Origin of the sequence: Pseudomonas sp. (genome assembly GCF_030150285.1) — a bacterium.
In the GTDB taxonomy this organism is placed as follows: domain Bacteria; phylum Pseudomonadota; class Gammaproteobacteria; order Pseudomonadales; family Pseudomonadaceae; genus Aquipseudomonas.
In genome coordinates this window covers 15,417-42,341 of record NZ_JASLGE010000037.1, presented here as the reverse complement: position 1 = coordinate 42,341, position 26,925 = coordinate 15,417, and the positions used below count along the sequence as shown (strand labels likewise).

General features: G+C 55.4%; 23 protein-coding genes. 11 read left to right on the top strand and 12 right to left on the bottom strand.

Features of this window, described 5'->3' with window-relative positions; genetic code table 11:
- Positions 1-57: 57 nt before the first annotated feature.
- Positions 58-618, bottom strand: a complete 561-nt coding sequence (locus Q1W15_RS08425) for an NADPH-dependent FMN reductase (protein WP_300726241.1) — start codon at positions 616-618, stop codon at positions 58-60.
- A gap of 195 nt (positions 619-813) precedes the next feature.
- Between Q1W15_RS08425 and Q1W15_RS08420 the strand changes: the two genes are divergently transcribed.
- Both Q1W15_RS08420 and Q1W15_RS08415 read left to right on the top strand, forming a co-directional pair.
- Entirely contained in the window at positions 814-1,044 is a 231-nt protein-coding gene (locus Q1W15_RS08420) for a hypothetical protein (RefSeq protein WP_300726238.1), read from the top strand.
- Positions 1,045-1,138: 94 nt separating this feature from the next.
- Positions 1,139-2,050, top strand: a complete 912-nt coding sequence (locus tag Q1W15_RS08415; protein ID WP_300726235.1) for a LysR substrate-binding domain-containing protein — start codon at positions 1,139-1,141, stop codon at positions 2,048-2,050.
- A gap of 4 nt (positions 2,051-2,054) precedes the next feature.
- Here the strand turns inward: Q1W15_RS08415 and Q1W15_RS08410 are convergent, their stop codons facing one another.
- The 4 genes from Q1W15_RS08410 to Q1W15_RS08395 all read right to left on the bottom strand — a co-directional run bounded on the left by Q1W15_RS08410 (position 2,055) and on the right by Q1W15_RS08395 (position 4,731).
- The gene (locus tag Q1W15_RS08410) at positions 2,055-2,630 is read right to left on the bottom strand and encodes a GNAT family N-acetyltransferase (protein WP_300726233.1); all 576 of its coding nucleotides are present in this window, start codon (positions 2,628-2,630) and stop codon (positions 2,055-2,057) included.
- A gap of 64 nt (positions 2,631-2,694) precedes the next feature.
- A complete protein-coding gene (gene dnaQ / locus Q1W15_RS08405; RefSeq protein WP_300726230.1) occupies positions 2,695-3,441 on the bottom strand; it encodes a DNA polymerase III subunit epsilon in 747 nt (248 codons plus the stop codon).
- Complete coding sequence (gene rnhA, locus Q1W15_RS08400) at positions 3,434-3,886, bottom strand: ribonuclease HI (RefSeq protein WP_300726226.1); 453 nt, start codon at positions 3,884-3,886, stop codon at positions 3,434-3,436. The genes dnaQ and rnhA overlap by 8 nt, the downstream gene beginning before the upstream one ends.
- 86 nt (positions 3,887-3,972) lie before the next feature.
- Entirely contained in the window at positions 3,973-4,731 is a 759-nt protein-coding gene (locus tag Q1W15_RS08395; protein WP_300726224.1) for a methyltransferase domain-containing protein, read from the bottom strand.
- A 73-nt stretch (positions 4,732-4,804) separates the two neighbouring features.
- On the opposite strand from Q1W15_RS08395, the gene gloB reads away from it, so the two are divergent.
- The 8 genes from gloB to fabI all read left to right on the top strand — a co-directional run bounded on the left by gloB (position 4,805) and on the right by fabI (position 15,419).
- Positions 4,805-5,584, top strand: a complete 780-nt coding sequence (gloB, locus tag Q1W15_RS08390; RefSeq protein WP_300726222.1) for a hydroxyacylglutathione hydrolase — start codon at positions 4,805-4,807, stop codon at positions 5,582-5,584.
- Between the two features lie 99 nt (positions 5,585-5,683).
- Positions 5,684-7,084 (top strand): LysM peptidoglycan-binding domain-containing protein, encoded by a 1,401-nt coding sequence (locus Q1W15_RS08385; protein WP_300726220.1) that lies wholly within the window; start codon positions 5,684-5,686, stop codon positions 7,082-7,084.
- A 146-nt stretch (positions 7,085-7,230) separates the two neighbouring features.
- Positions 7,231-9,060: an extracellular solute-binding protein gene (locus tag Q1W15_RS08380; protein ID WP_300726218.1), complete on the top strand. Its 1,830-nt coding sequence runs from the start codon at positions 7,231-7,233 to the stop codon at positions 9,058-9,060.
- Positions 9,057-10,898 (top strand): extracellular solute-binding protein, encoded by a 1,842-nt coding sequence (locus Q1W15_RS08375; protein WP_300726215.1) that lies wholly within the window; start codon positions 9,057-9,059, stop codon positions 10,896-10,898. Before Q1W15_RS08380 ends, Q1W15_RS08375 begins: the two co-directional genes overlap by 4 nt.
- Positions 10,899-11,972 (top strand): microcin C ABC transporter permease YejB, encoded by a 1,074-nt coding sequence (locus tag Q1W15_RS08370; RefSeq protein ID WP_300726212.1) that lies wholly within the window; start codon positions 10,899-10,901, stop codon positions 11,970-11,972.
- A gap of 1 nt (position 11,973) precedes the next feature.
- Positions 11,974-12,993, top strand: a complete 1,020-nt coding sequence (locus Q1W15_RS08365) for an ABC transporter permease (RefSeq protein WP_300726209.1) — start codon at positions 11,974-11,976, stop codon at positions 12,991-12,993.
- A 1-nt stretch (position 12,994) separates the two neighbouring features.
- Positions 12,995-14,605: an ABC transporter ATP-binding protein gene (locus Q1W15_RS08360; RefSeq protein ID WP_300726206.1), complete on the top strand. Its 1,611-nt coding sequence runs from the start codon at positions 12,995-12,997 to the stop codon at positions 14,603-14,605.
- 19 nt (positions 14,606-14,624) lie between these two features.
- A complete protein-coding gene (fabI, locus tag Q1W15_RS08355) occupies positions 14,625-15,419 on the top strand; it encodes an enoyl-ACP reductase FabI (RefSeq protein ID WP_153333571.1) in 795 nt (264 codons plus the stop codon).
- A 104-nt stretch (positions 15,420-15,523) separates the two neighbouring features.
- On the opposite strand, the gene Q1W15_RS08350 is transcribed toward fabI, so the two are convergent.
- Complete coding sequence (locus Q1W15_RS08350; protein ID WP_300726191.1) at positions 15,524-16,774, bottom strand: MFS transporter; 1,251 nt, start codon at positions 16,772-16,774, stop codon at positions 15,524-15,526.
- 185 nt (positions 16,775-16,959) lie between these two features.
- Between Q1W15_RS08350 and Q1W15_RS08345 the strand changes: the two genes are divergently transcribed.
- Positions 16,960-17,868: a LysR family transcriptional regulator gene (locus Q1W15_RS08345; RefSeq protein WP_300726188.1), complete on the top strand. Its 909-nt coding sequence runs from the start codon at positions 16,960-16,962 to the stop codon at positions 17,866-17,868.
- 154 nt (positions 17,869-18,022) lie between these two features.
- Here Q1W15_RS08345 and Q1W15_RS08340 read toward each other — a convergent pair whose 3' ends face one another.
- The 6 genes from Q1W15_RS08340 to tig all read right to left on the bottom strand — a co-directional run bounded on the left by Q1W15_RS08340 (position 18,023) and on the right by tig (position 26,538).
- Positions 18,023-19,894, bottom strand: a complete 1,872-nt coding sequence (locus Q1W15_RS08340; protein WP_300726185.1) for a SurA N-terminal domain-containing protein — start codon at positions 19,892-19,894, stop codon at positions 18,023-18,025.
- A gap of 229 nt (positions 19,895-20,123) precedes the next feature.
- Positions 20,124-20,396, bottom strand: coding sequence for an HU family DNA-binding protein (locus Q1W15_RS08335; protein ID WP_300726182.1), 273 nt, complete (start codon positions 20,394-20,396; stop codon positions 20,124-20,126).
- A 148-nt stretch (positions 20,397-20,544) separates the two neighbouring features.
- Positions 20,545-22,941: an endopeptidase La gene (lon, locus tag Q1W15_RS08330; protein WP_300726179.1), complete on the bottom strand. Its 2,397-nt coding sequence runs from the start codon at positions 22,939-22,941 to the stop codon at positions 20,545-20,547.
- 163 nt (positions 22,942-23,104) lie between these two features.
- Positions 23,105-24,388: an ATP-dependent Clp protease ATP-binding subunit ClpX gene (gene clpX / locus Q1W15_RS08325; protein ID WP_016782313.1), complete on the bottom strand. Its 1,284-nt coding sequence runs from the start codon at positions 24,386-24,388 to the stop codon at positions 23,105-23,107.
- Between the two features lie 106 nt (positions 24,389-24,494).
- Positions 24,495-25,136, bottom strand: coding sequence for an ATP-dependent Clp endopeptidase proteolytic subunit ClpP (gene clpP / locus Q1W15_RS08320; RefSeq protein ID WP_300726174.1), 642 nt, complete (start codon positions 25,134-25,136; stop codon positions 24,495-24,497).
- Positions 25,137-25,227: 91 nt separating this feature from the next.
- Positions 25,228-26,538 carry a trigger factor gene (tig, locus tag Q1W15_RS08315; protein WP_300726171.1) on the bottom strand — a complete coding sequence of 437 codons (1,311 nt, stop codon included), beginning with the start codon at positions 26,536-26,538 and terminating at the stop codon, positions 25,228-25,230.
- Positions 26,539-26,925: the final 387 nt, after the last annotated feature.

The following is a 26,925-nucleotide window of genomic DNA, read 5'->3' as shown; positions in this document are numbered from 1 at the left end:
CGGCAGCCCCTGCTTGGATCTGCCGCGTTTGTCAGGATACGGTTTCAGGCCCCGGCCTCAAGCCTTGTGGTGCTGCTCCACCCACTTGGCAAATTCGTCGATAAATTTCTGCAAGAACGGCCGTGTCTTTTCAGACAACTTGCCCGATGCATCGAACGCATCCCCCGCGCCCCCCAGATACGCCTCGGGCTGCTGCAGGCAAGGTACATTCAGGAAGACCAGCGACTGGCGCAAGTGGTGGTTGGCCCCAAACCCGCCAATGGCACCCGGCGACACACTGATCACCGCGCCCGGCTTGGCATTGAACGCACTCTGGCCGTAAGGCCGCGACCCCACATCAATGGCGTTTTTCAGCGCAGCCGGCACTGAACGGTTGTATTCAGGGGTGACGAACAACACCGCATCGGCGGCGCGCACCTGATCGCGAAACGCCGTGTAGGGCGCTGGCGGCGGTGTCACATCGATGTCTTCGTTGTACAACGCCAGATCACCGATCTCAACGATGTTCAGTTTCAGATTCGCTGGAGCGAGTTCAGCCAGCGCCAGGGCCACTTTGCGGTTCAGTGAATCCTTTCTTAAGCTGCCCACCAGCACTGCTACGTTAAAGACCTTGCTCATGAAATACCCCGAATCGGTGGCTGTAGGAAGAATAGTTATAGATGATCGGAAGCCTTTCTTACACCCTGGCTCACCCTATCGGCCTACAAGCCTGTAAAGTAGCCCTACTATTTTTCCCACATCGCTAAACTTCCCCTAATGAACAACGGTCTACAGAGCCGAAAATGGGTGTTTATCTCCAGAGGTTCTCTATAAATGGCTGCAGTTCTCGTTGGTCAATTTCATGCAAGAGATGCGGAAGGCCGCGTTTATTCTGTGCATGAGTTTCAGAATTCCACTGCCGACACAGGTGATCAGCCACTGTTCACGTATAAGTTGGCTATTGGTGATCGCGTGACAAAAATCAGTGATTCGGAGTTTGAGCTGACCCAGTCGGGCACCAAGCTGGTTCGCGACCCTGCCACCGCGACGCCGACACCGGCCTGACCCGCGCCTCTCTGCTTACGCTAACAGGCACAGCACCAGGCGAGATCAGGCTTCACGTCACTGAACGCTTATCCGCTGGACATGGATGTCATGCATGCGCTTACGTCATATCGAACTGATTCAGGCCATTTTGCAAACAGGCAACCTCAAGCAGGCGGCCGAGCGACTGAAATTGCCGGAAGATACGTTGGGGCCCATGCTGCATGAAGCCGAGCAAGCGCTGGGTTTCATGTTGTTTTTCACGGTTCGCGGGCAACTGCAACCCGCTCGCGAAACGCTGCTGTTACAGCCACTCATCAATCAGCTTTACCTTGACCTTGACCCCCTGCACCGGCTAAGCAATGACTTGCGCCAGCACCAAAAACCCGCCTTGCGCGTGGCCTGTAGCGAGACGCTGGCTCAGCCGTTGCTGCCACCTTGCATGGCCGCCCTTAGACGGCGCTTCTCCGATACCCCCACCACACTGACTACCCAGCCGTGCGCTGAAATTGAGCGCCGTGTATTAATGGGCGAATGTGATGTGGGCTTCACCCTGCAGCCTTCGGGGCAAGCCGGCATCGACTGCATAACGCTGGTTCAAGGCAAAGTGCAATTGCTGGCACCCCACGGCTGGCTATCGGCCAAACAAAAGTACATTGCGGCACCTGACCTGGCGGGCCAGCCCATGATTGGCTTGCAGCAGCACGACCCTTTAAGCCGTCACCTGCACAGCGTACTGCATGCCTTGCAGCCAGAGCCGGTGGTGCACATCCAGGTTCAGAATTATCAGATGATGCGCAGCCTGGTAGAAGCAGGCGAAGGCCTGGCGCTGGTCGATCCATTCACGGCGGTGGGAGCCAAAGCCAGCGGGCTCGATTCCTGCCCGCTCTCCCCCGCCATTACCGTCACGCTGTATGCGTGGCTGCCAAAAGGCGCAGAACCTGAACCGGCGCTTGAGTCACTGCTCGAGCTCGTGCGCCAAAAGGCGCAAACCTTGTTGGCCGATCAAGGTGTGGTGACGCTGTAGCCACTCACTGGCAGCGTTTCTCGAATAACAGGTACCAGAATATCGCCACCTCATTGGTTTGCGGATCAATACCGCGATAGCGCAAATGATCGATGCCACCCACTTGGTACCCGCAGGACTCATACAAACGGCATGCGCCGAGGTTATTGTTTTGAGTCTCGAGCATGACACCCGGCAAGTTTTTCTTGTGGCTCCAGAACTTGACCACATCGAGCAACGCCTTGGCCACGCCATGGCGACGCGCAGCGGCCACGACGGCCAGCTCATCGACATGGGCATATCCATTCCAGTGAACACTGACCACCACGTGACCGACCGGCTGATGATCCAGGTACGCCATAAAAATCGCGCTATCGGCTGCACCGCGATAATTGGCAAATTCATCCGGGTCAATGCCGTAACACTTGCGATAAGGCGTGATCAAATCCAACGGCCAATGCTCGACCTTTTTGTACCGATCAGCACGGGCATAGGCGGTCACTTCAAAGCTGAAGTCGTTACCCCACACATAAGGGGGGAAGCCTTCGTCGGCCAAACGAACCGAGACAGTCGGATCATTGGGGGTCATGACTAAACGCATGAAAAGTCCTTTTTTCTTGTTTTGGACAGACAACCAGCGCCTCACTCGAAGCCTGCGGCAATGCTTACCCTTTGGCGTCGAAGAGTTGCGTCCAAAGCGCCGGAGCACCTGCCGATTTGGCAATGGCCTCAAGGCGCGCAGCATGCGCGGCAAGGTCGCTGTCACTTGCACGAATAACCCGACCCAATGGACGATCAGCTGGCAAACGGCGAATTTCAGTGGCCTGGTTACCCGACCCCTCCCCCGAACCATTGCCATCGGAAGCATTGCCGGCCAGTGACAGGCTGGTCTGGCCGCCGGTCATGGTCAGGTACACATCGGCCAGAATCTCGGAGTCGAGCAAGGCACCGTGCAGTTCACGGCCCGAGTTGTCGACACCATAGCGTTTGCACAGGGCATCCAGGCTGTTGCGCTGGCCGGGGTGGCGGGCCCGCGCCATCAGCAAGGTGTCGAGGATCGTGCAGTGCTGAGTGAGATCCGCTCGATCCGTCTGGCCGATCAAGGCAAATTCGTTATTCAGAAAGCCGACGTCAAACGCCGCGTTGTGAATAATGAGCTGGGCACCCTTGATGAACTCGAAAAACTCGTCGGCCACCTCACCAAAGCGCGGCTTGCCCACCAGGAATTCATTGGTAATACCGTGAACACCAATGGCACCCTCATCGCTTTCGCGGTCAGGTTGCAGGTACACGTGAAAATGCCGGCCCGTCAGACGGCGGCCCATCAACTCGACGCAACCGATCTCGATAACCCGGTGGCCATCGGTGACCGGCATACCGGTGGTTTCAGTATCCAGTACAACACTACGCATGCTTGATGCCCCGCATCTCGTCCACCCCGCGATTGGCTAGCTGATCGGCGCGCTCGTTGCCATAGTGGCCAACATGCCCACGTACCCATTGCCACTTGACGGTGTGCCGGTTGACCTGTTCATCCAGGAGCATCCAAAGATCGGCGTTTTTTACAGGCTCTTTGGCAGCCGTTTTCCAGCCACGCTTCTTCCAGTTGACCATCCACTCGGTGATGCCTTTCATCACGTACTGTGAGTCCGTCACCAACAGGACTTCGCATGGGCGCTTGAGCTCTTCAAGGCCGCGGATGGCCGCCATCAACTCCATGCGGTTATTGGTGGTATCGGGTTCGCCGCCCCAGAGCTCTTTTTCGACGCCCTTGCAGACCAGCAAAGCTCCCCAGCCACCCGGGCCAGGGTTACCCTTGCAGGCACCATCGGTGAACATTTCAACGCTATCGCTCATTACAAACTATCCAGAAAAGACTGCTGTGGCCCGTCAATCAAGGATCGACAGCACCCAAGGCCGGGCAGGCCCGGCCCGCTAAAAAATCAAGGCTCTGTGTGACGGCGGTTGACCTTGGCCATCTGCAAGGGAATCAGCTTACCCATCGGCTCGCGCCGTAATGGCTTGACAGGACGCAAGCCCACCACCATTTTTCGCGCGACCAGCACATAGAAGCCACCACCGGCCAATTGCCAATTGCTGGCTTTGCGCTCCAAGCCGGACAACCGATGCTGCCAGGCCTTGGAAGCCAGCGGCGGACGATAGCACCCGAAGCAGCGTTTCTCCAGCGCAAAGCCCAGCAGGCTCAGCCAATCCGCGACGCGCGAAGGTGAGATGCAGCGCGCTTTTTTCAACGCGTCCTTGGCAAAAACATGCCGCAATCCCCAACTGCTCCACGGGTTGATGCCTACAATCAACAAATGCCCGCCAGGGCGCACGCTGCTGGCTGCTTCGCGCAACAAGCCATGGGGCGAGAGGCAAAAATCCAGGCCATGCTGTAACACCACCACATCGGCAGCATGCTCACACAGCGGCCAGGCCTGCTCTTCGCAAATGATTTCAACCCCTGGCAGAGGCGCGCCAAGGCGTACGTTACGCTGCACCTGCGCAGCCTTGGGCGGTGAATCGGCAGCGGGCCCATAATGCACCAGATAGCCGCCGAAATAACGACCCAGTTCGTCCTCCAATACTCGCTGCTCTTCTTCCAGCAGCAACTGCCCCAGAGGGCCGGACAACCATTCGCGTGCCGAACGGATCAGTGCCACCCACTCAGGATCCGCCTGGCCCAATGCTTTATCGGTCATTGTTCCTCCAACTCGCCATCTACCCATCACACCGCCTAAGATGCGCCATTGTTTCGCACTTGGGAATTGCACAATGCTACAGATCGAAGCCTTGCCTGCTTTCAATGACAACTACATCTGGCTATTACAAGACCCGGCCCAAAAACGTTGCGCCGTCGTCGACCCAGGTGACGCCCAGCCTGTCTTGAACTGGCTGGCCCAACACCCGGGCTGGGTACTGAGCGATATTCTGATTACCCACCACCACGCTGATCACGTGGGAGGCGTTCAACAGCTTCACGCACACACTAACGCGAAAGTCTGGGGTCCGGCGCTGGAGAGCATCCCGGCACGACAAGTGGCACTGAATGACAATGACCGTATCCAGGTACTGGGCTTGACCTTCGAGGTACTGCTCGTTCCAGGCCACACCCTGGGGCACATCGCCTACTTTCACCCTGACGCGACAACCCCGCTGCTGTTTTGCGGCGACACCCTGTTTGCTGCCGGCTGTGGCCGACTGTTCGAGGGCACCCCCGAGCAAATGCATCAGTCGTTAAGCCGACTGGCGGCGTTACCTGCCTCAACGCTGGTTTACTGCACTCACGAATACACCTTGAGCAACTTGCGTTTTGCCTGCGCGGTTGAGCCCGGCAACGCCGAGGTGGCTGAGCGCCAGAAACAGGTCACGCAATGGCGCGCCGCTGGGCAGATCAGCCTGCCGTCAACCATCGGCCTGGAATTGCGCACAAACCCTTTCCTGCGGGTCAATGAAACATCCGTTAAAGAAAAAGCGGACGAGTGGAGCAAGTGCACTCATGACTCGCCCAGCGCGGTCTTTGCCAGTCTGCGCCGATGGAAAGATGCGTTCTAAACACAAATGCGGTCAGCACAAAACGGCGCAACAGTTGACCGCATCTAACCTGCTTTCTAGAATCCCCCGACATTTTTGCCCGGAACGCTCTTCCAGCCAATGTCGTCATCCATACGTAACGCCATTCATTCAGACGCATTGACGCGTATGGCCAAAGCCATCGCGCTGGCGTTGTCCGCCGTTCTGGCGGGCTGCCAGAGCATCGATCATTCAGCGCAAACCACCGAAAGACCCACCCTGAAGGTGGCCAAACGGATCCCGCAACAGCCGATCTGGCTCAGTGAAAAAACCGACCCCCTACCGCCGCAGGACGTATGGGAACGGATGCGCCAAGGCTTTCAGCTACAGGATGGGCAAAACGTAAACCCGCGCATTGAACAGCAGCGCTTGTGGTTTGCCAGCAACCCGTCATTTCTCGAGAATGCCGGCGAGCGCGGAAGCCTGTATATCCACTACATCGTCGAGCGCCTTGAAGAACGCAACATGCCACTGGAACTGGCACTCTTGCCAGCCATTGAAAGCGCTTACAACCCGATGGCGTATTCCCACGCCAATGCAGTCGGGCTCTGGCAGTTTATTCCGTCAACAGGCCGCTATTTCAACCTGCGCCAAACCCGGGCTTATGACGGGCGCCGTGACATTACGGCTTCAACCCTCGCCGCCTTGAACTACCTGAATCGCCTGCACGACATGTTCAACGGCGACTGGCTGCTGGCCCTGGCCGCTTACAACGCCGGGGAAGGCACCGTCAGCCGGGCAATCGAACGCAATGAAAAACTCGGGCTGCCAACCGACTACTGGAACCTGCCTTTGCCGCAGGAAACCAAAGACTATGTGCCAAAATTGCTGGCCCTGTCGCAGGTCGTATTGGCACCTGAAGCCTACGGGATCAACCTGAACCCGATTGCCAACGAACCCTACTTCGAAATGGTCGAAATCAAACAGTCCATGGACCTGTCACGCGTGGCGGCCCTGGTTGAAATCGACGAAGACGAAATGTTTCAGTTGAATCCGGCCTATAAACAACGCGCGACCATGGACGGGCCCCAACACCTGTTGGTTCCAACAGCCAAGGCGCAGTTACTGACCGCCAGCTTGTCGAACCTCAGGCCCGAACAACTGGTGAGCTTGCGTCCTAAAAAAGCCGTGTTCGACAATGTCGCGAGCGCAGCGCCTCAGCGGCTAAACCGCCAGTACCGTGTAAAGAAAGGTGACAACCTGACGCTGATCGCCAAAGCCAATAAGGTCAATGTCCAAGACCTGCAGCGTTGGAACAAGCTCAGCGGCAATAACCTGAAGGCCGGGCAGACACTGGTCATGCAGGACACGCGTAAACCTGTCACCAAAAAAACCACTACCTACACAGTAAAAAAAGGTGACTCGCTGTACATTGTTGCCAAGCGCTTCAATGTTGAGATGCAACACCTTAAACGCTGGAACCCAAACAGCGCCCGCGCCCTGAAACCTGGGCAGGTACTCACGGTTTACAAACCCCACTAAGCATTCAGCTCGGGCCGCCAACCTCCTACAAATCCTTAGGACGCAGCTTGCTAGAGGCGCTTTCAGACGTGGCCTTTTTCCTACAGATACAAGCTGTTACTGTACGGAAACCTTAAGCCCAATGCCTGGATCGGATCTCTGACTTGATGCGTCCCCTCCTCCCGTTTTTCATCAGCCTGGCCTTGAGCTTCCCCGCGAGCGCGACCCTCAGCGAAAGCCACGGTTATGCACAGTTCGGGACGCTTAAATACCCAGCCAGTTTTACTCATTTTGATTGGGTAAACCCCGACGCGCCGAAAGGCGGCACCCTGCGCGTCATGGCATTCGGCACCTTCGACACGCTCAATCCTTACACCTTCAAGGGTACAAGCCCCGTTTCAACGGCCAACTTCCTGCAGTACGGGGTCAACGAACTCAACGAAACCCTGATGGCCGGCACCGGCCAATACGCGCCTTCCGGTGATGAGCCCACGTCCAGTTATGGCTTGATTGCGCAGTCTGTGGAGTACAACGAAGACCGCAGTTGGGTTGTGTTTAACCTACGACCCGAAGCGCGTTTTCACGACGGCGTATCGATAACCGCCTACGACGTTGCCTTTTCCTACAACCTGTTGCTCAAGGAAGGGCATCCGCAATACCGGACCCATCTGCAAGAAATTCAACGCGTGGATATTCTGGGGCCCAAGCGTATACGTTTTGTTTTCAAGCGAGCGGGCAACCCGCTGCTGATTTTGCGGCTCGGCGAGCTGCCTGTTCTGCCACAACACTACTGGGCAACCCGCGATTTTAAAGCCACCACGTTTGAACCGCCCTTGGGCAGCGGCCCTTATCGCATCACACACGTCACCCCCGGCAGGCAATTGGTCTTCGAACACGTGAAAGACTGGTGGGGAGCCCACCTGCCGGTCAATCGCGGGAAATACAATTTCGAGCGCGTGAATGTCGAGTTCTATCGCGACAGCGATGTTGCATTCGAAGCCTTCAAGGCCGGTGAGTTCGACATCTATATCGAGCACCAGGCCAAGAACTGGGCCAATGGCTATAACTTCCCTGCGGTAAGGCGCGGGGATGTTATCAAAGCTGAAATCACCCACCACATTCCGACGCAAACCCAGGGCCTGTTCATGAACAGCCGCCGCAATACGTTCTCGCAGGCAAAGGTACGTGAGGCGATGGGGTACATGTTCAACTTCGAATGGGCCAACCGCACCCTGTTCAACGGTGCCTATAAACGGGCCACCAGTTACTACCCCAACAGCGAATTTTCGGCCAGCGCCATTGCGCAAGGGCACGAATGGTTGATGTTATCGCCTTGGCGCAGCCAATTACGGCCCGAGTTATTCAGTCAGGCCTTTAACCTGCCACAGACTGAAGGCCGCGATATTCCCCGCGAGACCCTGCGCCGGGCTCTGGCCTTATTGGCCGAAGCGGGATGGAAACTGTCGGGCCAGCGCCTGCTCAATCATGACGGTGAACCTTTACGTTTCGAGATCTTGCTGGTCAATCCCAACCTTGAGCGAATTTTACAGCCCTACGTCGAAAACCTTAAAAGTATCGGAATCGACGCCCGCTTACGGACAGTGGACCGAGCGCAATACAAACAACGCCTGGATCAGTTCGATTTCGACATGATTCTTATGACACTCGACCAGACCCTGAGCCCCGGCCTTGAACAATGGCAGTACTTTCACTCCAGCCAGGCCAACGTCAAGGGCAGCAAAAACTATGCAGGCGTCGCGGACCCGGTGGTCGATTACCTGCTCGAGCGGTTGTTGGCCGCCCAAACCCGCGAAGAGCAATTGGCCGCGGGACGTGCTCTGGACAGGGTGCTGCTGTGGCAGTACTACACCATCCCTAACTGGTATCTGAATTATCACCGCCTGGCGTACCGCAACCGGTTCGCCTTTGTGACTACGCCTCCCTATACATTGGGCCTTAGTGCGTGGTGGCTTAAGCCTACGGAGAAAACCCAATGATGCCTTTGCATATGTGGCTGAAACCGCTGACGGGCCTATTGCTGGCCGGTCTGACCTGTGTGGCGCTGGCTGCACCGCAACATGCGCTGACACTCTACGATGAGCCTCCCAAGTACCCCGCCACCTTCAAACACGTGGATTATGTGAACCCTGACGCGCCAAAAGGCGGGACATTTCGCAAATCCTCGCTGGGCAGTTTTGACAGCCTCAACCCTTTTATCAACAAAGGCGTCCCGGCTGACGACATTGACCTGACTTATGACACCTTGACCCGCCAGACCCTGGATGAGCCCTTCACGGCGTATGGCCTGATTGCTGAAAAAATCGAGAAATCCCCCGACAACAGTTGGGTGCGTTTTTATCTGCGCCCCGAGGCCAAATTCAACGATGGCCACCCGATCCGCGCAGAAGACGTGGTGTTCAGCTTCGACACGTTAATGCAGAGTGGCTCCCCTTTATTCAAGGGTTATTACAGTGATGTCGAGAAGGCTGTCGAAGAGAACCCGCTGCAAGTCAAATTCGTGTTCAAGCACAACAAGAATCGTGAACTACCGCTGATCCTGGGCCAGTTGCCGGTTTTGCCAAAGCATTGGTGGGAAACCCGGGAATTCGGTAAAGGCAATCTTGAAATACCTGTGGGAAGTGGCCCCTACACCATCACCGACATCAAGCCTGGGCGCTCGATTCGCTACGAGCGAAACAAGGACTACTGGGGCAAGGACTTGCCGATCAACAAGGGCCTGTTCAATTTCGACGCCATCACTGTTGATTACTTCCGCGACAACAGTGTGGCGTTTGAGGCCCTCAAAGCCGGACAGTTCGATTACTGGTTCGAGATCAGCGCCAAGAACTGGGCCGGGGCTTATAACGTGCCTGCGGTGACCCAGGGCCGTTTAAAGAAAGAAGAAATTCGCAATGGCAGCCCGACCGGCATGCAGGGGTTTGTCTTCAACTTGCGCAAACCCATGTTTCAGGATGTTCGCGTTCGTGAAGCCCTGAGCTTACTGTTCGACTTCGAATGGGCCAACAAGCAGCTCTTCAGCGGAGCCTATGCCCGCACCGGCAGTTACTTTGAAAACTCGGAGATGGCCGCCAAAGCCCCCCCGACTGAAGAGGAACTGGCGATCCTGGAACCTTTGCGTGGCCAAATCCCTGACAAAGTGTTCACTGACGTGTTCAAACCCAACGTCACCGATGCCAGCGGTATGATCCGCGACCAACTGCGTCGCGCCTATCAACTGCTGCAAGAAGCGGGCTGGCGCATCGTCGATGACAAAATGGTGGACGCTCAGGGCAAGCCGGTGACCATCGAGTTCCTGTTGGCTCAAACAGAGTTCGAACGGATCCTGCTGCCCTTCAAGCGCAACCTCAACGATTTGGGCATCGAACTACAGATCCGTCGCGTCGATACCTCCCAATACCTGAATCGTCTGCGCTCAAGGGATTTCGACATGATTGTCGGCAGCTTCCCGCAATCCAGTTCACCGGGCAGTGAGCAGCGCGAATACTGGGAGTCGCAGAGCGCTGAAAAACCGGGCAGTCGCAACTTCATGGGCCTCAAAGACCCGGCCATCGACCAATTGACGGAAGGGCTTATCAACGCAGACTCCCGGCAAAGCCTGATCAACCACGCGCGCGCACTGGATCGTGTTCTGCAGTGGGGCTACTACGTCATACCCAACTGGCACATCAAAACCTGGCGCGTGGCGTACTGGGATCATATCGGTCATCCAAAAGTCACGCCGCTGTATGACATCGGAACCTCTACCTGGTGGATGAAGCCCGGTAGCAAACCAGCAACCAAGACCGAAACCACAAGCGAAAGCCTGGAGCCTTAAATGCTGGCGTACATATTCAGGCGACTGCTGCTGATTATTCCGACACTGTTCGGAATATTGCTGATCAACTTCATCATCATCCAGGCCGCTCCCGGTGGCCCGGTCGAACAGATGATCGCCAAACTGGAAGGCTTCGACGGTGCCACCAGCCGTATCGCAGGCGGAGGCTCTGAAGTGTCAGTGGCCGGGTCAAACTACCGCGGCGCGCAAGGCCTGGATCCGGCACTGATTCAGGAAATTGAAAAGATGTACGGTTTCGACAAGCCCGCGCCTGAACGCTTGTGGATCATGATCAAAAACTACGCCCACCTGGATTTTGGCGAAAGTTTCTTCCGCGATGCCAAGGTCATCGACTTGATCAAGGAAAAAATGCCCGTTTCAATCTCCCTCGGGTTGTGGAGTACGTTGATCATGTACCTGGTGTCGATCCCTTTAGGGATCGCCAAAGCCACCCGCCACGGCAGCCAGTTCGACGTCTGGACCAGCTCCGCAATCATCGTGGGGTATGCGATCCCGGCCTTCCTGTTTGCCATTCTGTTGATCGTGGTTTTTGCCGGTGGCAGTTACCTGGACTGGTTTCCGCTGCGTGGCCTGACCTCCAACAACTTCGATGAACTGAGCGTGGGCGGCAAAATCCTGGATTACTTCTGGCACTTGGCCTTACCCGTTACAGCCCTGGTGATCGGTAACTTTGCCACCATGACCCTGCTGACCAAAAACAGCTTTCTGGATGAAATCAACAAGCAGTATGTCGTCACTGCCAAGGCCAAGGGGCTGACCCAGCACCGGGTGCTTTACGGTCACGTTTTCCGCAATGCCATGCTGCTGGTCATCGCCGGTTTTCCGGCGGCATTCATCGGGATTTTCTTTACGGGGGCATTGCTGATCGAGGTCATTTTTTCGCTGGATGGGCTGGGGTTGATGAGCTTCGAAGCCGCAATCAACCGCGACTACCCCGTGGTATTCGGCACGCTGTTTATTTTCACGCTGGTCGGACTGCTCGTGAAGTTAATCGGTGATCTCTCATACACCCTGATCGATCCGCGCATCGACTTTGAAAGCAGGGAGCAGTGAGATGAAACTATCCCCTCTCAATCAGCGGCGCTTTCAGCGTTTCAAATCCAACAAACGGGGTTGGTGGTCGCTCTGGATTTTTCTGGTGCTGTTCGGGCTGAGCCTGGGCGCAGAGCTGATTGCCAACGACAAACCGTTGGTGATCAGTTACGACGGCGAACTCTACTTTCCGGCAGTCAAACGCTACCCAGAGACCGTCTTTGGCGGTGAATTCCCGCTGGAAGCCAACTACAAAAGCCCGTACATCCGTGAGTTGCTGGCCAAAAAAGATGCGTGGGTGCTGTGGCCTCCGATCCCTTACAGCTACCAGAGCATTAACTACGACTTGAAGGTTCCCGCCCCGGCCCCCCCTTCCGCCGAGAACTGGCTGGGCACCGATGACCAAGGACGGGATGTGTTGGCGCGGGTTATCTACGGCTTTCGTATCTCTGTCTTGTTCGCGCTCACCTTGACCATTTTAAGCTCGGTGATTGGCGTTATTGCGGGTGCGCTTCAAGGGTTTTATGGTGGCTGGGTCGATCTGGCAGGTCAGCGTTTTCTCGAGATCTGGTCGGGTTTACCCGTGTTGTACCTGCTGATCATTCTCGCCAGCTTCGTGCAACCGAACTTTTGGTGGCTGCTGGGGATCATGTTGCTGTTCTCGTGGATGAGCCTGGTGGATGTCGTGCGGGCAGAGTTTCTGCGTGGGCGAAACCTTGAATATGTGCGGGCCGCGCGCGCACTGGGCATGCAGGACATGGCCATCATGTACCGCCACATCCTGCCCAACGCGATGGTCTCAACCATGACCTTCATGCCCTTTATCGTCACCGGTGCCATTGGCACCCTGACCGCACTGGATTTCCTGGGTTTCGGCTTACCTCCCGGGGCACCGTCCTTGGGCGAACTGGTGGCTCAAGGCAAATCCAACCTGCAAGCGCCCTGGCTGGGTATCAGTGCTTTTGCCGTGCTGGCCATCATGCTCAGCTTGCTGGTGTTTATCGGCGAGTCCGCGCGCGATGCCTTCGATCCGAGGAAATGAGATGACACAGGAAAATCTGATCGAAGTACGCGATCTCACTGTTGAGTTCGTGACGGGCGAGCAATCGCAACGTGTCGTCCAAGGCATCAGCTTTGATATCAAACGTGGCGAAACCCTCGCCCTGGTTGGGGAAAGCGGCTCAGGTAAATCTGTCACGGCCCATTCGATACTGCGGCTGCTGCCCTACCCGCTGGCACGCCATCCCAGCGGCAGTATTGTTTATGCGGGTCAAGATTTACTGACACTGGATGAGAGAAAGCTCAGACACATCCGCGGCAACCGCATTGCCATGATTTTCCAGGAGCCCATGACTTCGCTGAACCCCTTGCACAGCATTGAAAAGCAAATCAATGAAGTGCTTGGCATCCACAAAGGCATCATCGGCAAAGAGGCCACACGACGCACGCTGGAGCTCTTGGACATGGTAGGCATACCTGAGCCGCATAAACGGCTTAAAGCCCTGCCCCATGAGCTATCAGGCGGTCAGCGCCAGCGTGTGATGATTGCCATGGCCCTGGCCAACGAACCCGACCTGCTGATTGCCGACGAACCCACCACCGCGCTGGATGTGACCGTACAGCTGAAAATCCTTGAGTTGCTCAAGCAATTACAGGCCCGCATGGGAATGTCACTGCTACTGATCAGTCACGATTTGAACCTGGTACGACGAATTGCGCATCGTGTATGTGTCATGCAGCGAGGTTCCATCGTCGAACAGGCATCGTGTGAGCAATTGTTTCGTTCACCGCAGCACCCTTACACCCGCGAACTGCTTAGCGCAGAGCCCAGTGGTAGCCCGGCGAATACCGTTGCAGGGCCGCCTTTGCTGGACGTCGCGGATCTAAAAGTGTGGTTTGCGATCAAAAAAGGGCTGTTGCGCAAGACCGTTGATTACGTAAAAGCCGTCGACGGCATCAACTTCAGCCTGCTTCAAGGGCGAACCTTAGGCATTGTGGGAGAAAGCGGATCCGGAAAATCAACCTTGGGGCTGGCGATTTTACGGTTGATTGCCAGCAAAGGCCTCATCCGGTTTGAAGGCAAACGGCTAGACTGTCTGTCGCGGCAAGAAGTCCGGCCGCTGCGACGTGAAATGCAGGTGGTGTTTCAGGATCCGTTTGGGAGCCTCAGCCCACGCATGAGCGTCAGCGAAATTGTAGGCGAAGGCCTGCGCATACACCGTCTGGGCACTGCTGATGAGCAGGAAAAGGCAATTATTGATACGTTGCGAGAAGTAGGTCTGGATCCGGAAACCCGGCACCGTTACCCTCATGAGTTTTCTGGAGGGCAACGACAACGTATCGCCATTGCCCGGGCACTGGTATTAAAGCCGGCGTTGATTGTGCTGGACGAGCCAACTTCTGCGTTGGACCGGACCGTTCAACGTCAAGTGGTCGAGCTACTGCGCTCGCTGCAAACCAAGTACAACCTGACTTATTTGTTTATCAGCCATGACCTGGCTGTCGTCAAAGCGCTGAGCCACCAGCTAATGGTGGTCAAGCAGGGTCAAGTGGTCGAACAGGGTGACGCGCAAAGTATCTTTGCCTCACCGCAACATCCATATACACAGCAGTTATTGGAAGCCGCCTTTTTGGCACCAGTGGCTGTCGATTAACCTGATAGAGGAACAACACATGGGTTTTCTCGCCGGTAAGCGCGTCCTGATCGTCGGTGTCGCTAGCAAATTGTCCATCGCGTCAGGCATAGCTGCCGCCATGCACCGCGAAGGTGCCGAACTTGCCTTCACTTATCAGAACGAAAAGCTTAAAGGCCGCGTTGAAGAGTTCGCTGCAGGCTGGGGCTCAGGCCCTGAACTGTGCTTCCCTTGCGACGTCGCCAGCGATGAAGAAATCGCCAAGGTCTTCGAGGACCTGAGCAAGAAGTGGGACGGCCTGGACTGCATCGTGCACTCCGTAGGCTTCGCGCCGGGTGACCAACTGGACGGCGACTTCACAGACGCCACCACCCGTGAAGGTTTCCGCATCGCTCACGACATCAGCGCCTACAGCTTCGTGGCACTGGCCAAAGCGGGTCGCCCGTTGATGAAAGGCCGCAATGGCAGCCTGCTGACCCTGTCCTACCTGGGTGCCGAGCGCACCATGCCTAACTACAACGTGATGGGCATGGCCAAAGCCAGCCTGGAAGCTGGTGTACGTTACCTGGCCGGTAGCTTGGGCCCGGAAGGCACTCGCGTTAACTGTGTATCGGCTGGCCCGATCCGCACGCTGGCGGCTTCCGGTATCAAGAACTTCCGTAAAATGCTGGCCGCCAACGAAGCGCAAACCCCGCTGCGTCGCAACGTGACTATCGAAGAAGTGGGCAACGCTGGTGCTTTCCTGTGTTCCGATCTGGCATCGGGCATCAGCGGTGAAATCATGTACGTAGACGGCGGCTTCAACACCACCGCTATGGGCAGCCTCGAAGAGTAATTACTTCGTCGCGACCGCAAAAAAAACGCCCGGTGCAGCTACTGCACCGGGCGTTTTGCGTTAAGTCCCTTACTGGCGCGCAGCGCGCTCCCGTCTGACCGGCTTTAGCTGCGGCGAGAGTGACGCTTGCAACTCACCAGGATGGCTCCCAACCCCGCAACCGCGAAGCAGGCCGACAAATACGGAATAGGCTGCGGCCCCCATAGGTTGATCAAGAGGCCACCCAGCAAAGAGCCCAGCCCAATCGCCGCGTTGAATACCGATACATTGATGGCCGTGGCGGCGTCTGCTCCGCCTTCAATTTTATTGGCCTCTTTAAATACCAACGTTTGCAGTAACACCGGGAGCGCCCCGTAAGCCGCCCCCCAGGCTGCCAATGTCACAAAGATGGCGGTGTGGCTCACGGCAGCCCTGTCCATACAGGCCAAGCTCACGGCAAGCAAGGCAGTCACCCCCCCAAGGCTGGCGAGAGGTGCTTTGGAAGCAAAAGGGCCTACTGCAAAATTGGTGAAAACACCGGCGGCCCCATACACCAACAACAGCATGCTGATCTGGCCTGCACCCTGCCCGGCAACTTGCTCAAGATACGGAGCAATGTAGGTGTAGGCCAGGAAGTTACCTGTCACTACCAGCGCAGTCACACCAAACGTAATCAGCAAGGGGCCACTTTTAAGGACTGCAGCCATGCCACCGCGCTGGGTAGCTTTGTTAAGCCGTACAGCCGGAACAGACCACACAATCAGCGTAAAAACCACCAGGCTCAGCACTGAAAGTGCTGCAAACACTGAGCGCCACCCGTACAGATCGCCCAGCAGCGTGCCCGCCGGGATCCCCAACACGGTCGCCAATGAAACACCACCAAAGACGATGGAAGTGGCCCTCACGGCATTGCGCGCCGCAACCAGATGCACGGCCGTCACAACCGCAGTCGACCAGAACACACCGATCGCACCGGCAACCAGAATACGGCCTATAAAAACGACAAAGTAATTGGGTGCCAGAAAGGTAATCAGATTGCCCGCGCAGCACACCGCCAGTAACCCTGCCATAAGCGCTTTGCGGTTGATGGAACCCAGCACGCTGGTGAGAGGTGCCGCCGTAAGAGCGACCATGAAAGCGAAGATCGTGACCAGGTAACCGGCAACGCCCAGTGACACCTGCAGCCCCTCTGCCATTGCCGGGAGCACACCCACAGGCATGAGCTCAGTGCTGACAAATGAAAAACACCCCAAGCTTAAAGCAAGCACAGCACTGACGCTTCTTGCCCGGGAAATGACGGCCTCGTGATGATGCGGCGCTGAATGCGTGCCGGACGATACGGGGTCAGCGTTTGGCTCTGTTACAGTTGATTGCATGATTGCATCCCGAAAAGCGTGAATGGATTGTGCGCAATGCGCTGCATGACTGGAGGCCTTCGCACGGCGATAACGGATGACCTCGGTACCAAAACAGCCGGGTATTGCCTGAGAGGAAGTTTGAGACCTTGCGCAAAAGAGTGCGATAGCATGAAACTCACATAACTTATGCTTCGGAGTCATCAATGCGCGAACTGAGCTCTCAGCTTCTTGAAGGCGTGGATGTCATGGCAGCGGTCGTCGACACACGCAGTTTTGGTGGTGCCGCCGAGGTGTTGGACATGTCCCAATCCGGGGTCAGCAGAGCGATCGCCCGGCTTGAAACACGACTGGGCATCCGGGTGTTTGAACGCACTACACGCTCAGTCCGGTTGACGGATGAAGGACGTGATTTCTACGAGCAAGTGATGCCATTGATCAGTGCGCTGGCTGAAGTTACAGGCAGCGCTGCAGGCGACGTCCAAAAGGTCCGGGGCCGCCTGCGGGTGAACATTGATCCACTGTTCGCTCGCTTCATGCTCGGGCCACGCCTGGGGCCTTTCATGGACAGTCACCCGGAACTCGAACTGGACTTGCGCAGTAAGGACGATCTTGGCGATCTGGTGACCGATGGTTTTGATCTGGCGTTACGCTTTGGGCATCCTCTACCCTCATCGCTCGTGGCCCGAAAGCTCTTGGATACACGCGTGCTCGCGATGGCTTCGCCGGCGTACCTGGAGCGATTTGGCCACCCGACCGACCCTCACGAACTGGAGAGCGGCCCACATCGTTGCATTCTTTTCAGGGAGCCAGTGACGGGAAGACCCTTTGCCTGGGAGTTTCACCAGAGACGCAAGAAAATGACCGTAAAACCGCAGGGAAAACTTACCGTTAATGACCCCGGAACCGTGTACAGCACCTGCCTGGCCGGGCTGGGAATTGCACAGCTATTCGAATTGGGCATCGAGGCATACACCTCCACCAACCAATTGGTACAACTTTTCCCGGAATGGTCGGATCAGCACTTCCCCCTCTACGCGTATTACCCGTCGCGTCACCATGTCCCGGCCAAAACCCGTGCGCTGCTTGATTATGTGGCAAGCCTGGTCAAGTGATATCACTCTTGATAACTGCCCCGAAAGGCAATGAAACCCCGCAGTACAGGTTTATGATGGACTCCGCACGCCTCTAACGCCTTTCAATTACCCATAAAAAATGGCCGCTGGATGAGCGGCCATTTTATGGAGGCTAAAGACTGACTCTCACGTGTTAATAACGCTCGATTTTAGCCTCGTTTTCCAACTGCTTACGGTAGGCTGAAAAGTCCTGCTGACCGATACGCGAAGCGAGATAGCGGCGGTAGGACGCTTTCTCTTCGTCAGTCGGCGCAGCAGCATCGTTCACACCATTGAGGCGTAGCACAACCACACTGCCATCGGCCAAGGCCACACTGCTAAACGTCGGCTTGTCACTGGAAGCCGGTTTCGGCATGCGGAACAACGCCTGCAAGACGGCCGGATCAATACCTTCCTGAGCACGGGCAACCGCTTCATGAACCGACCATGCCTGGCCATCAACAGGCTGGTTCAACGCTAGCTTGCCGTCGCGCAGGCCCGCTATGATCTCTTGCGCCTTGGCTTTGGCAGTGGCACTCGCCTGCTCTTTGACCAGTTGCGCACGAATGCTCGAAGCAACGGCTTCCAGAGGCAGCTGTTCTGGCTTGCGGTGTTCCTTGACGCGCAACACAACGACAGTCTCAGGATCGAGTTCTATTGCAGTGCTGTTCGCGCCTTCATCCATCACTTCGGTGCTGAAGGCGGCTTGAACAACAGCCCGGTTAGCAGCAAGGCCTTCACCCCCCTCACGGCCAAATGGCTCAGAGGTGTGAACGGTCAATTTCAAGTCTTGAGCAGGCTGAGCCAGATCGGACGCTTCAAACGCGGAGTCTTCCAATTGCTTGGTCGCATCCACGAAGCGGCGCTCCACCTGCTGGGTTTTCAGGTCACGCGTCAACTTGTCCTTCAAGCTGGCAAAGCTGGGCACTTCAGGCGCTTCAACGCCCAACAGCTTAATCAAGTGATAGCCAAAGCTGGTACGCACGGGCTCAGATACCTGACCTTGCTCCAGCGCATACTCGGCGGTCTCGAACACCGGGTCATAAACGCCAGGGCCAGCAAAACCAAGGTCGCCGCCGTTGGCAGCTGAGCCTGGGTCTTGAGAAAACTCCTTGGCCAGAGCCTCGAAGCTTTCACCCTTGGCCAAACGCTCCTGTATCTCGGCGATTTTAGCCTTCGCTTGCTCGTCGCTGACCTTATCGTTCACTTCGATCAGAATATGAGCCGCGCGGCGCTGCTCTGCCAGGTTGGCAATTTCTTTTTGATACTGCGCCTGCAGGTCTTCATCCTTTACCGCAACCTGATCAAAGAAAGCCGACTTCTTCAGTTCGATGTAGTCGATCACGACCTGATCAGGGGTCATGAACTCTTTGGCATGCTCGTCATAGTAAGCCTTGAGCGCTTCATCACTCACTTTGGCCGCAGCCGGATCGGCTTTGATGTTCAGGGAGGCGAAGTCACGGGTTTGCTTTTCAAGACGTGCAAACGCATTCACTTGCTCATCGGTCACAAAACCGCTGCCCGCCAAACCGGCGCGCAACTGACCAATCAACATTTCCTGGCTCATCATGTCGCGAAATTGCATGCGACCATAACCCAGTTGGCGAATCACCTGATCGAAACGCTCAGCACTGAATTGACCGTTTTCCTGAAACTCAGGCGTCAGCAAAATAACCTGATCAAGGGCGGCTTCGGAAAAAGAAAACTTCGCCTGATGGGCACCTTGCAGCAAAAGCTTGCGCTCAATCAATCCTTTAAGGGCTGCATCACGCAGCATTTTTTCGTCCAGCAATGAAGCGTCGAAATCCTTGCCAAGCTGTTGCATCAGTTGCCGACGTTGCATGTCGACAGCTTGGCTCAGCTCGGTCTGAGTGATTTCTTCACCATTGACCTTGGCCGCATCCTGGCTGGTAGAAGTCGCTTGAAAAATGGCATCGAAACCCGTCAACGCCATTAAAGCGACGATGACACCAATAATGGTCTTGGCAATCCAGCCTTGTGAATTGTCCCTGATATTTTGCAGCATGCTTCCCCCAGAAACGGTCTTGCACAATGAGCAACCGTGGAGCGTGGGTAGAGTCCTGATAGAAGAAAGGCGCATCCGAGGATGCGCCTTCTCGTAACTGGCGGAGCGGACCGGGCTCGAACCCGCGCCCCCCGGCGTGACACGTCGACGTAGCCATCGACTGCGCTGCCGCTCCGCTGCCAAGTCTGGCGTGCGCCTGACCCGGTTGGGTAAAAGGTGTTACAGAAACTCAGTTAACCGCTTCTTTCAGCGCTTTACCGGCTTTGAAACCTGGTTTTTTAGCCGCTGGAATTTCCAGCGTCTTGCCAGTCTGTGGGTTACGACCCGTGCGCGCAGGACGATCAGTTACAGAGAAAGTACCAAAACCAACCAGTACTACAGAGTCGCCAGCCTTAAGAGCGCCAGTGACGGATTCGATTACTGCGTCCAGCGCACGGCCAGCAGCGGCTTTCGGGATATCAGCAGATGCAGCGACAGCATCAATCAGTTCCGACTTGTTCACTCTAAGTCCCCTTATATCTATCTGAGTATGTTTCTAAAGTTTTTTGGTAAAAGCAAAACGATTGCTGAAGCACTTACGGACACTTATAGAGCCGCTTTATAACAAGGGCTCTATACAGCGTCAAGAAAGCCCATCAGGCAAATCCGTATTAATGCGTGCTAATTCTTTCCTTAGAGTCAGACTCTCGTTTGTCGTCCTTTGCAACAATCTCGGGAGCCACATCCTGCAAGGGCTCCGGCGCGTATTGCAGCGCAATTTGCAGGACCTCGTCAATCCATTTAACCGGTTTAATCTGAAGATCCTGTTTGATGTTGTCAGGAATTTCCTTCAGATCCCGAACGTTTTCTTCGGGAATAATTACAGTCTTGATCCCACCACGGTGGGCAGCCAGTAACTTTTCCTTCAAACCACCAATCGCCAACACCTGACCACGCAGTGTAATTTCACCGGTCATGGCCACATCCGCACGCACAGGGATCAGCGTCAGCGCAGAGACCAAAGCCGTGCACATCCCTATACCCGCACTCGGGCCATCTTTAGGAGTGGCACCTTCCGGCATGTGAATGTGGATATCGCGTTTCTCGTGGAAATCCAATGGGATACCCAAGCTTTTGGCCCGGCTGCGAACCACTGTCAGCGCGGCCGTCATCGACTCGACCATCACATCACCCAGTGAACCGGTCTTGATTAGCTGACCCTTACCCGGCACAACAGCCGCTTCAATGGTCAGCAACTCACCGCCCACCTGAGTCCACGCAAGGCCGGTCACTTGCCCGATCTGGTCCTGAACTTCAGCCAATCCGTAGCTGAATTTTCTGACACCGAGAAAGTGTTCCAGAAGCTCTGGCGTGACCGTGACCGCAAAGCGTTTTTCCATCGCATGTTCTTTAACGGCCTTGCGGCAAATCTTCGCAATTTGGCGTTCGAGGCCCCGCACACCGGCTTCACGGGTGTAGTAACGGATGATGTCTCGAATGGCCTCATTATCAAACGCCAGCTCGCCTTTCTTCAGGCCATTGGCCTCGATTTGCTTGGGCGCAAGGTACTTGACAGCGATATTGATTTTCTCGTCTTCGGTGTAACCCGGCAGACGAATCACCTCCATCCGATCCAGCAAAGCCGGCGGAATATTCATTGAGTTCGAGGTGCAGAGGAACATCACATCGGACAGGTCGTAATCAACCTCAAGGTAATGATCGTTGAAATTGTGATTCTGTTCGGGGTCAAGCACCTCAAGCAATGCAGAAGCAGGGTCACCCCGCATGTCGCTGCCCATTTTGTCGATTTCATCGAGCAAGAACAGCGGGTTGCGAACGCCCACTTTTGTCATCTTTTGAATCAATCGTCCTGGCATGGAACCGATATAGGTACGGCGATGCCCACGGATTTCCGCCTCATCACGAACACCGCCCAGGGCCATTCGTACGAATTTACGGTTTGTTGCGTGAGCAATCGATTCTGCAAGAGAAGTTTTACCAACCCCGGGCGGCCCCACCAGGCACAGAACAGGGCCCCGGATCTTTTTCACCCGTTTTTGAACAGCGAGGTACTCAAGAATTCGCTCTTTGACTTCTTCCAGACCGTAGTGGTCCGCGTCGAGGATGTCTTCTGCCCGCTTCAGGTCAAGGCGCACCTTGCTCTGCGCTTTCCAAGGCACCTGAACCAACCAGTCGATGTAGGAGCGCACCACCGTCGCTTCTGCCGACATGGGTGACATCTGCTTAAGTTTGTTCAACTCAGCCTGGGCCTTGGCCATGGCATCCTTGGGCAAACCCGCAGCATCAATGCGTTTTTTCAGCTCTTCGATTTCATTATGGCCTTCATCGCCATCACCCAGCTCTTTCTGAATAGCTTTCATTTGCTCATTCAGGTAGTACTCGCGCTGGCTGCGCTCCATCTGCTTTTTGACGCGACCCCGGATACGCTTCTCAACTTGCAGCAAGTCAATTTCGGCATCCAGCAGCGCCAACACATGCTCAACGCGAGCAGACAGGTCGATAATTTCCAGAATTTCCTGCTTCTGGTCGATTTTAAGCGCCATGTGGGCCGCCATGGTGTCGACCAAGCGGCTCGGCTCATCAATGCTGTTGAGCGAGGACAACACTTCAGCCGGGACTTTTTTGCCCAACTGTACATACTGCTCGAACTGGGACAGCAGGCTACGCACAAAGACTTCAGATTCGCGCTCTGGAGCCCCTGCTTCATCAATCAGGGAGACTTCAGCGCTGAGGTAGCCTTCGGCCTGGCCAAAATTTTCTACAACGCCACGCTGCTCACCTTCGACCAGAACCTTAACCGTTCCGTCCGGCAGCTTGAGCAATTGCAAGATAGTCGCAATGGTACCCACACGATAGAGCGCGTCTTCGGCAGGATCATCATCGGCAGGATTTTTTTGAGCCAACAGCAGAATTTGCTTGTCGCCCGTCATCGCAGCCTCAAGGGCCTCGATTGATTTCTCGCGACCCACGAACAGTGGAATCACCATGTGCGGATAAACCACAACATCGCGCAATGGCAGGAGAGGCAATTCGATGGTTGTCTTCATGATTTCGCCTCTACGGCGGCCATAAGGCCGTAATCAGATGGAAGTATGCTTGAAGCCAAGATGGGGGCTGTCCTGAAAAAAAACAAGCGTTGAGCAACAGGAAAAACAAAGGGGCCCGAAGGCCCCTTGTTTGACACGCAGCAATATGAAAACTGCCACACCATTACGCGTCAGGTGCAACCTTGGCTGTCGCTTCGTTGTTTTCATAAATCAACAACGGCTTGGACTTACCTTCTATAACGCTTTCATCGATCACCACTTTACTCACCTCAGACTGCGAGGGAATTTCGTACATGGTGTCGAGCAGTACGCCTTCAAGGATGGAACGCAAGCCACGGGCACCCGTCTTGCGCTCCAGCGCCCGCTTGGCTACCGCCTTGAGGGCATCAGCACGGAACTCGAGATCCACACCTTCCATCTCGAACAGCTTGCCGTACTGCTTGGTCAGCGCATTCTTGGGCTCGGTCAGAATTTGCATCAGCGCAGCTTCGTCCAGCTCATCCAGTGTCGCCAGAACAGGGAGACGACCGACGAACTCAGGGATCAGACCGAACTTGACCAAATCATCAGGCTCGACTTCACGCAGGGACTCGCCAACCTTTTTACCCTCTTCCTTGCTGCGTACTTCAGCGCTGAAACCAATACCACCGCGCGTCGAACGAGCCTGGACAACCTTCTCAAGACCCGAGAATGCCCCCCCACAGATAAAGAGAATATTGCGGGTGTCGACCTGCAAAAACTCTTGCTGCGGATGCTTGCGACCACCTTGAGGCGGTACGGAAGCGACAGTCCCTTCAATCAACTTGAGCAAGGCCTGCTGCACGCCCTCACCGGAAACATCACGGGTGATCGAGGGGTTATCAGACTTGCGCGAAATCTTGTCGATTTCATCGATGTAGACAATACCCATCTGGGCTTTTTCAACATCGTAATCGCACTTCTGGAGCAGCTTCTGAATGATGTTTTCGACATCCTCACCCACATAACCCGCCTCTGTCAGCGTGGTTGCGTCGGCAATGGTGAAGGGCACATTCAGCAAACGGGCCAGTGTTTCTGCCAGCAGGGTCTTGCCCGAACCGGTCGGACCGATCAGCAGAATGTTGCTTTTTCCAAGCTCTACATCATCATTTTTCTTGTCGCGCTGGTTAAGGCGCTTGTAGTGGTTGTACACCGCTACAGCCAACACTTTTTTGGCACGTTCCTGACCAATGACGTATTGATCAAGGATGCCGCTGATTTCTTTTGGCGAAGGTAATTTATGTGCGCTGCTCTCGGCCTGGGCTTCTTGCACCTCCTCGCGGATGATGTCATTGCACAGGTCGACGCATTCGTCGCAGATAAAGACCGAGGGGCCGGCAATCAATTTGCGCACTTCATGCTGGCTTTTGCCACAGAAGGAGCAATAGAGCAATTTGCCGTTGTCCTCGCCGTTGCGGGTGTCAGTCATTCGATCGATCCAAATCCGATAGGCTTGCAACACAAGATGAAGGCAACTGCGGGCTTTTTCAAGCCCGCAGGTCGTCGGTTAATCCAACCGCCTGTATTTTGGCTGCTTAAGCGGGCATTTGACGCTTGCTGAACACCGAGTCGATCAAACCGTATTCGGCTGCACGCTCAGCGCTCATGAAGTTGTCACGCTCGGTATCACGCTCGATGGTCTCGAGGGTTTGACCCGTATGGTGTGCCAACAGCGAGTTCAAACGATGACGAATGTTGAGAATTTCCTTGGCATGGATGTCGATGTCCGACGCCTGCCCCTGGAAGCCACCCAACGGCTGGTGAATCATCATGCGCGAGTTTGGCAGGCAGTGACGCTTGCCTTTTGCACCACCCGCCAGGAGGAAAGCACCCATGCTGCAGGCCTGACCGATACAGATGGTCGATACATCCGGCTTGATGAACTGCATGGTGTCGTAGATCGACATGCCTGCCGTTACAGAACCACCAGGCGAGTTGATATAGAGATGAATATCCTTGTCCGGGTTCTCGGCTTCAAGGAAAAGCAGTTGCGCTGCAACCAGATTGGCCATGTAGTCTTCGACAGGGCCTACCAGGAAGATGATTCGCTCCTTGAGCAAGCGCGAGTAGATGTCATAGGAGCGCTCACCACGAGCAGACTGCTCAACAACCATCGGGACCAGGCCGCCAGCGGCCTGAATGTCAGAGTTCTGCTGAATATAAGAATTGCGGGACATGTCCGGCAGTCACTCCCAAATAGTCTTTTCTGAAATACGCATAAGCCAGCTCGAGGCTGGCTTATGGTTGTGTTTTCTAACGAGTCAGAAATCAGTCGGCTTGTGGCGCTTCTACCGGCTTGACTGCTTCTTCGTAAGAGACCGCTTTATCGGTCACCTTAGCCTTCTGCAGAACAGTATCCACAACTTGCTCTTCCAGCACAACCGAACGAACCTCGTTCAATTGCTGGTCGTTTTTGTAGTACCAAGCCACAACCTGCTCAGGCTCCTGATAAGCGGAAGCCATCTCTTGAATCATCTCACGAACGCGGTCTTCGTCAGGCTTCAAATCGAACTGCTTCACAACCTCGGCAACGATCAGGCCCAGCACAACACGACGCTTGGCTTGCTCTTCAAACAGCTCAACCGGCAACTGCTCAGGCTTGATGTTGCCGCCGAACTGTTGAACCGCTTGAACGCGCAGGCGATCTACTTCGCTGGACAGCAGTGCTTTTGGCACTTCAATCGGGTTGGCAGCCAGCAGGCCTTCCATTACCTGATTCTTGACCTTGGATTTGATTGCCTGGCGCAGCTCGCGCTCCATGTTCTTGCGAACTTCGACGCGGAAACCGTCAAGACCGGCTTCTTTAATGCCGAATTGAGCGAAGAACTCTTCGTTCAGCTCTGGCAATTTAGGCTCGGAAACCGTGTTCACGGTAACGGTGAACTCGGCAGTCTTACCGGCCAGGTCCAGGTTCTGGTAATCCTCAGGGAAAGTCAGGGTCAGAACACGCTCTTCGCCCGCCTTTGCACCCACCAGACCTTCTTCAAAGCCAGGGATCATACGACCCGAGCCCAGAACCAGCTGAGTCGCGGTGGCGGAGCCGCCCGCAAACACTTCACCATCAACCTTGCCAACAAAGTCGATGTTCAGTTGGTCTTCGTTTTGAGCTGCGCGCTCAACGATTTCAAAGCGGGTGTTCTGCTTACGCAGCACGTCCAGCATTTTGTCCAGGTCAGCATCAGCCACTTCGGCGCTCAGGCGCTCGACAGCGATGGTATCCAGACCTGTCACTTCGAACTCAGGGAACACTTCGAAGGTTGCAACGTACTCGAGATCCTTGCCTTTTTCGAAGACTTTAGGCTCTACCGATGGCTGGCCAGCCGGGTTCAGCTTCTGCTCAACCACAGCTTCATAGAAAGAAGCCTGGATCACGTTGCCCAGCGCTTCTTGGCGTGCATCAGCTTCATAACGCTGACGAATCACGCTCATTGGCACCTTGCCTGGACGAAAGCCCGGGATCTTGGCCTTTTGGGCAGTCTGTTGCAGACGCTTGTTGACTTCAGCCTCAATACGCTCAGCTGGCACGCCAATGGTCATGCGACGCTCAAGAGCGGAAGTATTTTCAACAGAAACTTGCATGGATATTCCTCGTTGCACAGACGTTAGCCGGCCGTTTCCGACCCCATAATCAAGGGCATGCATTCTAGTGGGTCGAACTCAAGAAGTCACCCTACCGGAATCGAGCAAAGAAACAGCAGGTAGATTGTCAGGGGTAAACAACCCTTTGCTTAGCCACCCTGAAACAAACCGATTTTCACACAAAGCTCCAAACCCGGAACCTTTTATATAGAAGCCCATATCAAGCACTCGCCCGACCACACCCGGCCGAGACGCGAAGATGGCTGCGCAGCATTATCCAGCAACACAATACCACCCCTACGGCCAGGTCGAGGCCCAGCAAGCCAGAACGAAAAAAGCGCAGCCCTTTGCAGGTGCTGCGCTTTTCTTTAAGCTTCAAAACACTAA

Excerpts from the sequence above, each read along its gene's own strand:
- Q1W15_RS08425 (WP_300726241.1), bottom strand. The coding sequence starts at position 618 with ATGAGCAAGGTCTTTAACGTAGCAGTGCTGGTGGGCAGCTTAAGAAAG.
- Q1W15_RS08420 (WP_300726238.1), top strand. The coding sequence starts at position 814 with ATGGCTGCAGTTCTCGTTGGTCAATTTCATGCAAGAGATGCGGAAGGC.
- Q1W15_RS08415 (WP_300726235.1), top strand. The coding sequence starts at position 1,139 with ATGCGCTTACGTCATATCGAACTGATTCAGGCCATTTTGCAAACAGGC.
- Q1W15_RS08410 (WP_300726233.1), bottom strand. The coding sequence starts at position 2,630 with ATGCGTTTAGTCATGACCCCCAATGATCCGACTGTCTCGGTTCGTTTG.
- dnaQ (WP_300726230.1), bottom strand. The coding sequence starts at position 3,441 with ATGCGTAGTGTTGTACTGGATACTGAAACCACCGGTATGCCGGTCACC.
- rnhA (WP_300726226.1), bottom strand. The coding sequence starts at position 3,886 with ATGAGCGATAGCGTTGAAATGTTCACCGATGGTGCCTGCAAGGGTAAC.
- Q1W15_RS08395 (WP_300726224.1), bottom strand. The coding sequence starts at position 4,731 with ATGACCGATAAAGCATTGGGCCAGGCGGATCCTGAGTGGGTGGCACTG.
- gloB (WP_300726222.1), top strand. The coding sequence starts at position 4,805 with ATGCTACAGATCGAAGCCTTGCCTGCTTTCAATGACAACTACATCTGG.
- Q1W15_RS08385 (WP_300726220.1), top strand. The coding sequence starts at position 5,684 with ATGTCGTCATCCATACGTAACGCCATTCATTCAGACGCATTGACGCGT.
- Q1W15_RS08380 (WP_300726218.1), top strand. The coding sequence starts at position 7,231 with ATGCGTCCCCTCCTCCCGTTTTTCATCAGCCTGGCCTTGAGCTTCCCC.
- Q1W15_RS08375 (WP_300726215.1), top strand. The coding sequence starts at position 9,057 with ATGATGCCTTTGCATATGTGGCTGAAACCGCTGACGGGCCTATTGCTG.
- Q1W15_RS08370 (WP_300726212.1), top strand. The coding sequence starts at position 10,899 with ATGCTGGCGTACATATTCAGGCGACTGCTGCTGATTATTCCGACACTG.
- Q1W15_RS08365 (WP_300726209.1), top strand. The coding sequence starts at position 11,974 with ATGAAACTATCCCCTCTCAATCAGCGGCGCTTTCAGCGTTTCAAATCC.
- Q1W15_RS08360 (WP_300726206.1), top strand. The coding sequence starts at position 12,995 with ATGACACAGGAAAATCTGATCGAAGTACGCGATCTCACTGTTGAGTTC.
- fabI (WP_153333571.1), top strand. The coding sequence starts at position 14,625 with ATGGGTTTTCTCGCCGGTAAGCGCGTCCTGATCGTCGGTGTCGCTAGC.
- Q1W15_RS08350 (WP_300726191.1), bottom strand. The coding sequence starts at position 16,774 with ATGCAATCAACTGTAACAGAGCCAAACGCTGACCCCGTATCGTCCGGC.
- Q1W15_RS08345 (WP_300726188.1), top strand. The coding sequence starts at position 16,960 with ATGCGCGAACTGAGCTCTCAGCTTCTTGAAGGCGTGGATGTCATGGCA.
- Q1W15_RS08340 (WP_300726185.1), bottom strand. The coding sequence starts at position 19,894 with ATGCTGCAAAATATCAGGGACAATTCACAAGGCTGGATTGCCAAGACC.
- lon (WP_300726179.1), bottom strand. The coding sequence starts at position 22,941 with ATGAAGACAACCATCGAATTGCCTCTCCTGCCATTGCGCGATGTTGTG.
- clpX (WP_016782313.1), bottom strand. The coding sequence starts at position 24,388 with ATGACTGACACCCGCAACGGCGAGGACAACGGCAAATTGCTCTATTGC.
- clpP (WP_300726174.1), bottom strand. The coding sequence starts at position 25,136 with ATGTCCCGCAATTCTTATATTCAGCAGAACTCTGACATTCAGGCCGCT.
- tig (WP_300726171.1), bottom strand. The coding sequence starts at position 26,538 with ATGCAAGTTTCTGTTGAAAATACTTCCGCTCTTGAGCGTCGCATGACC.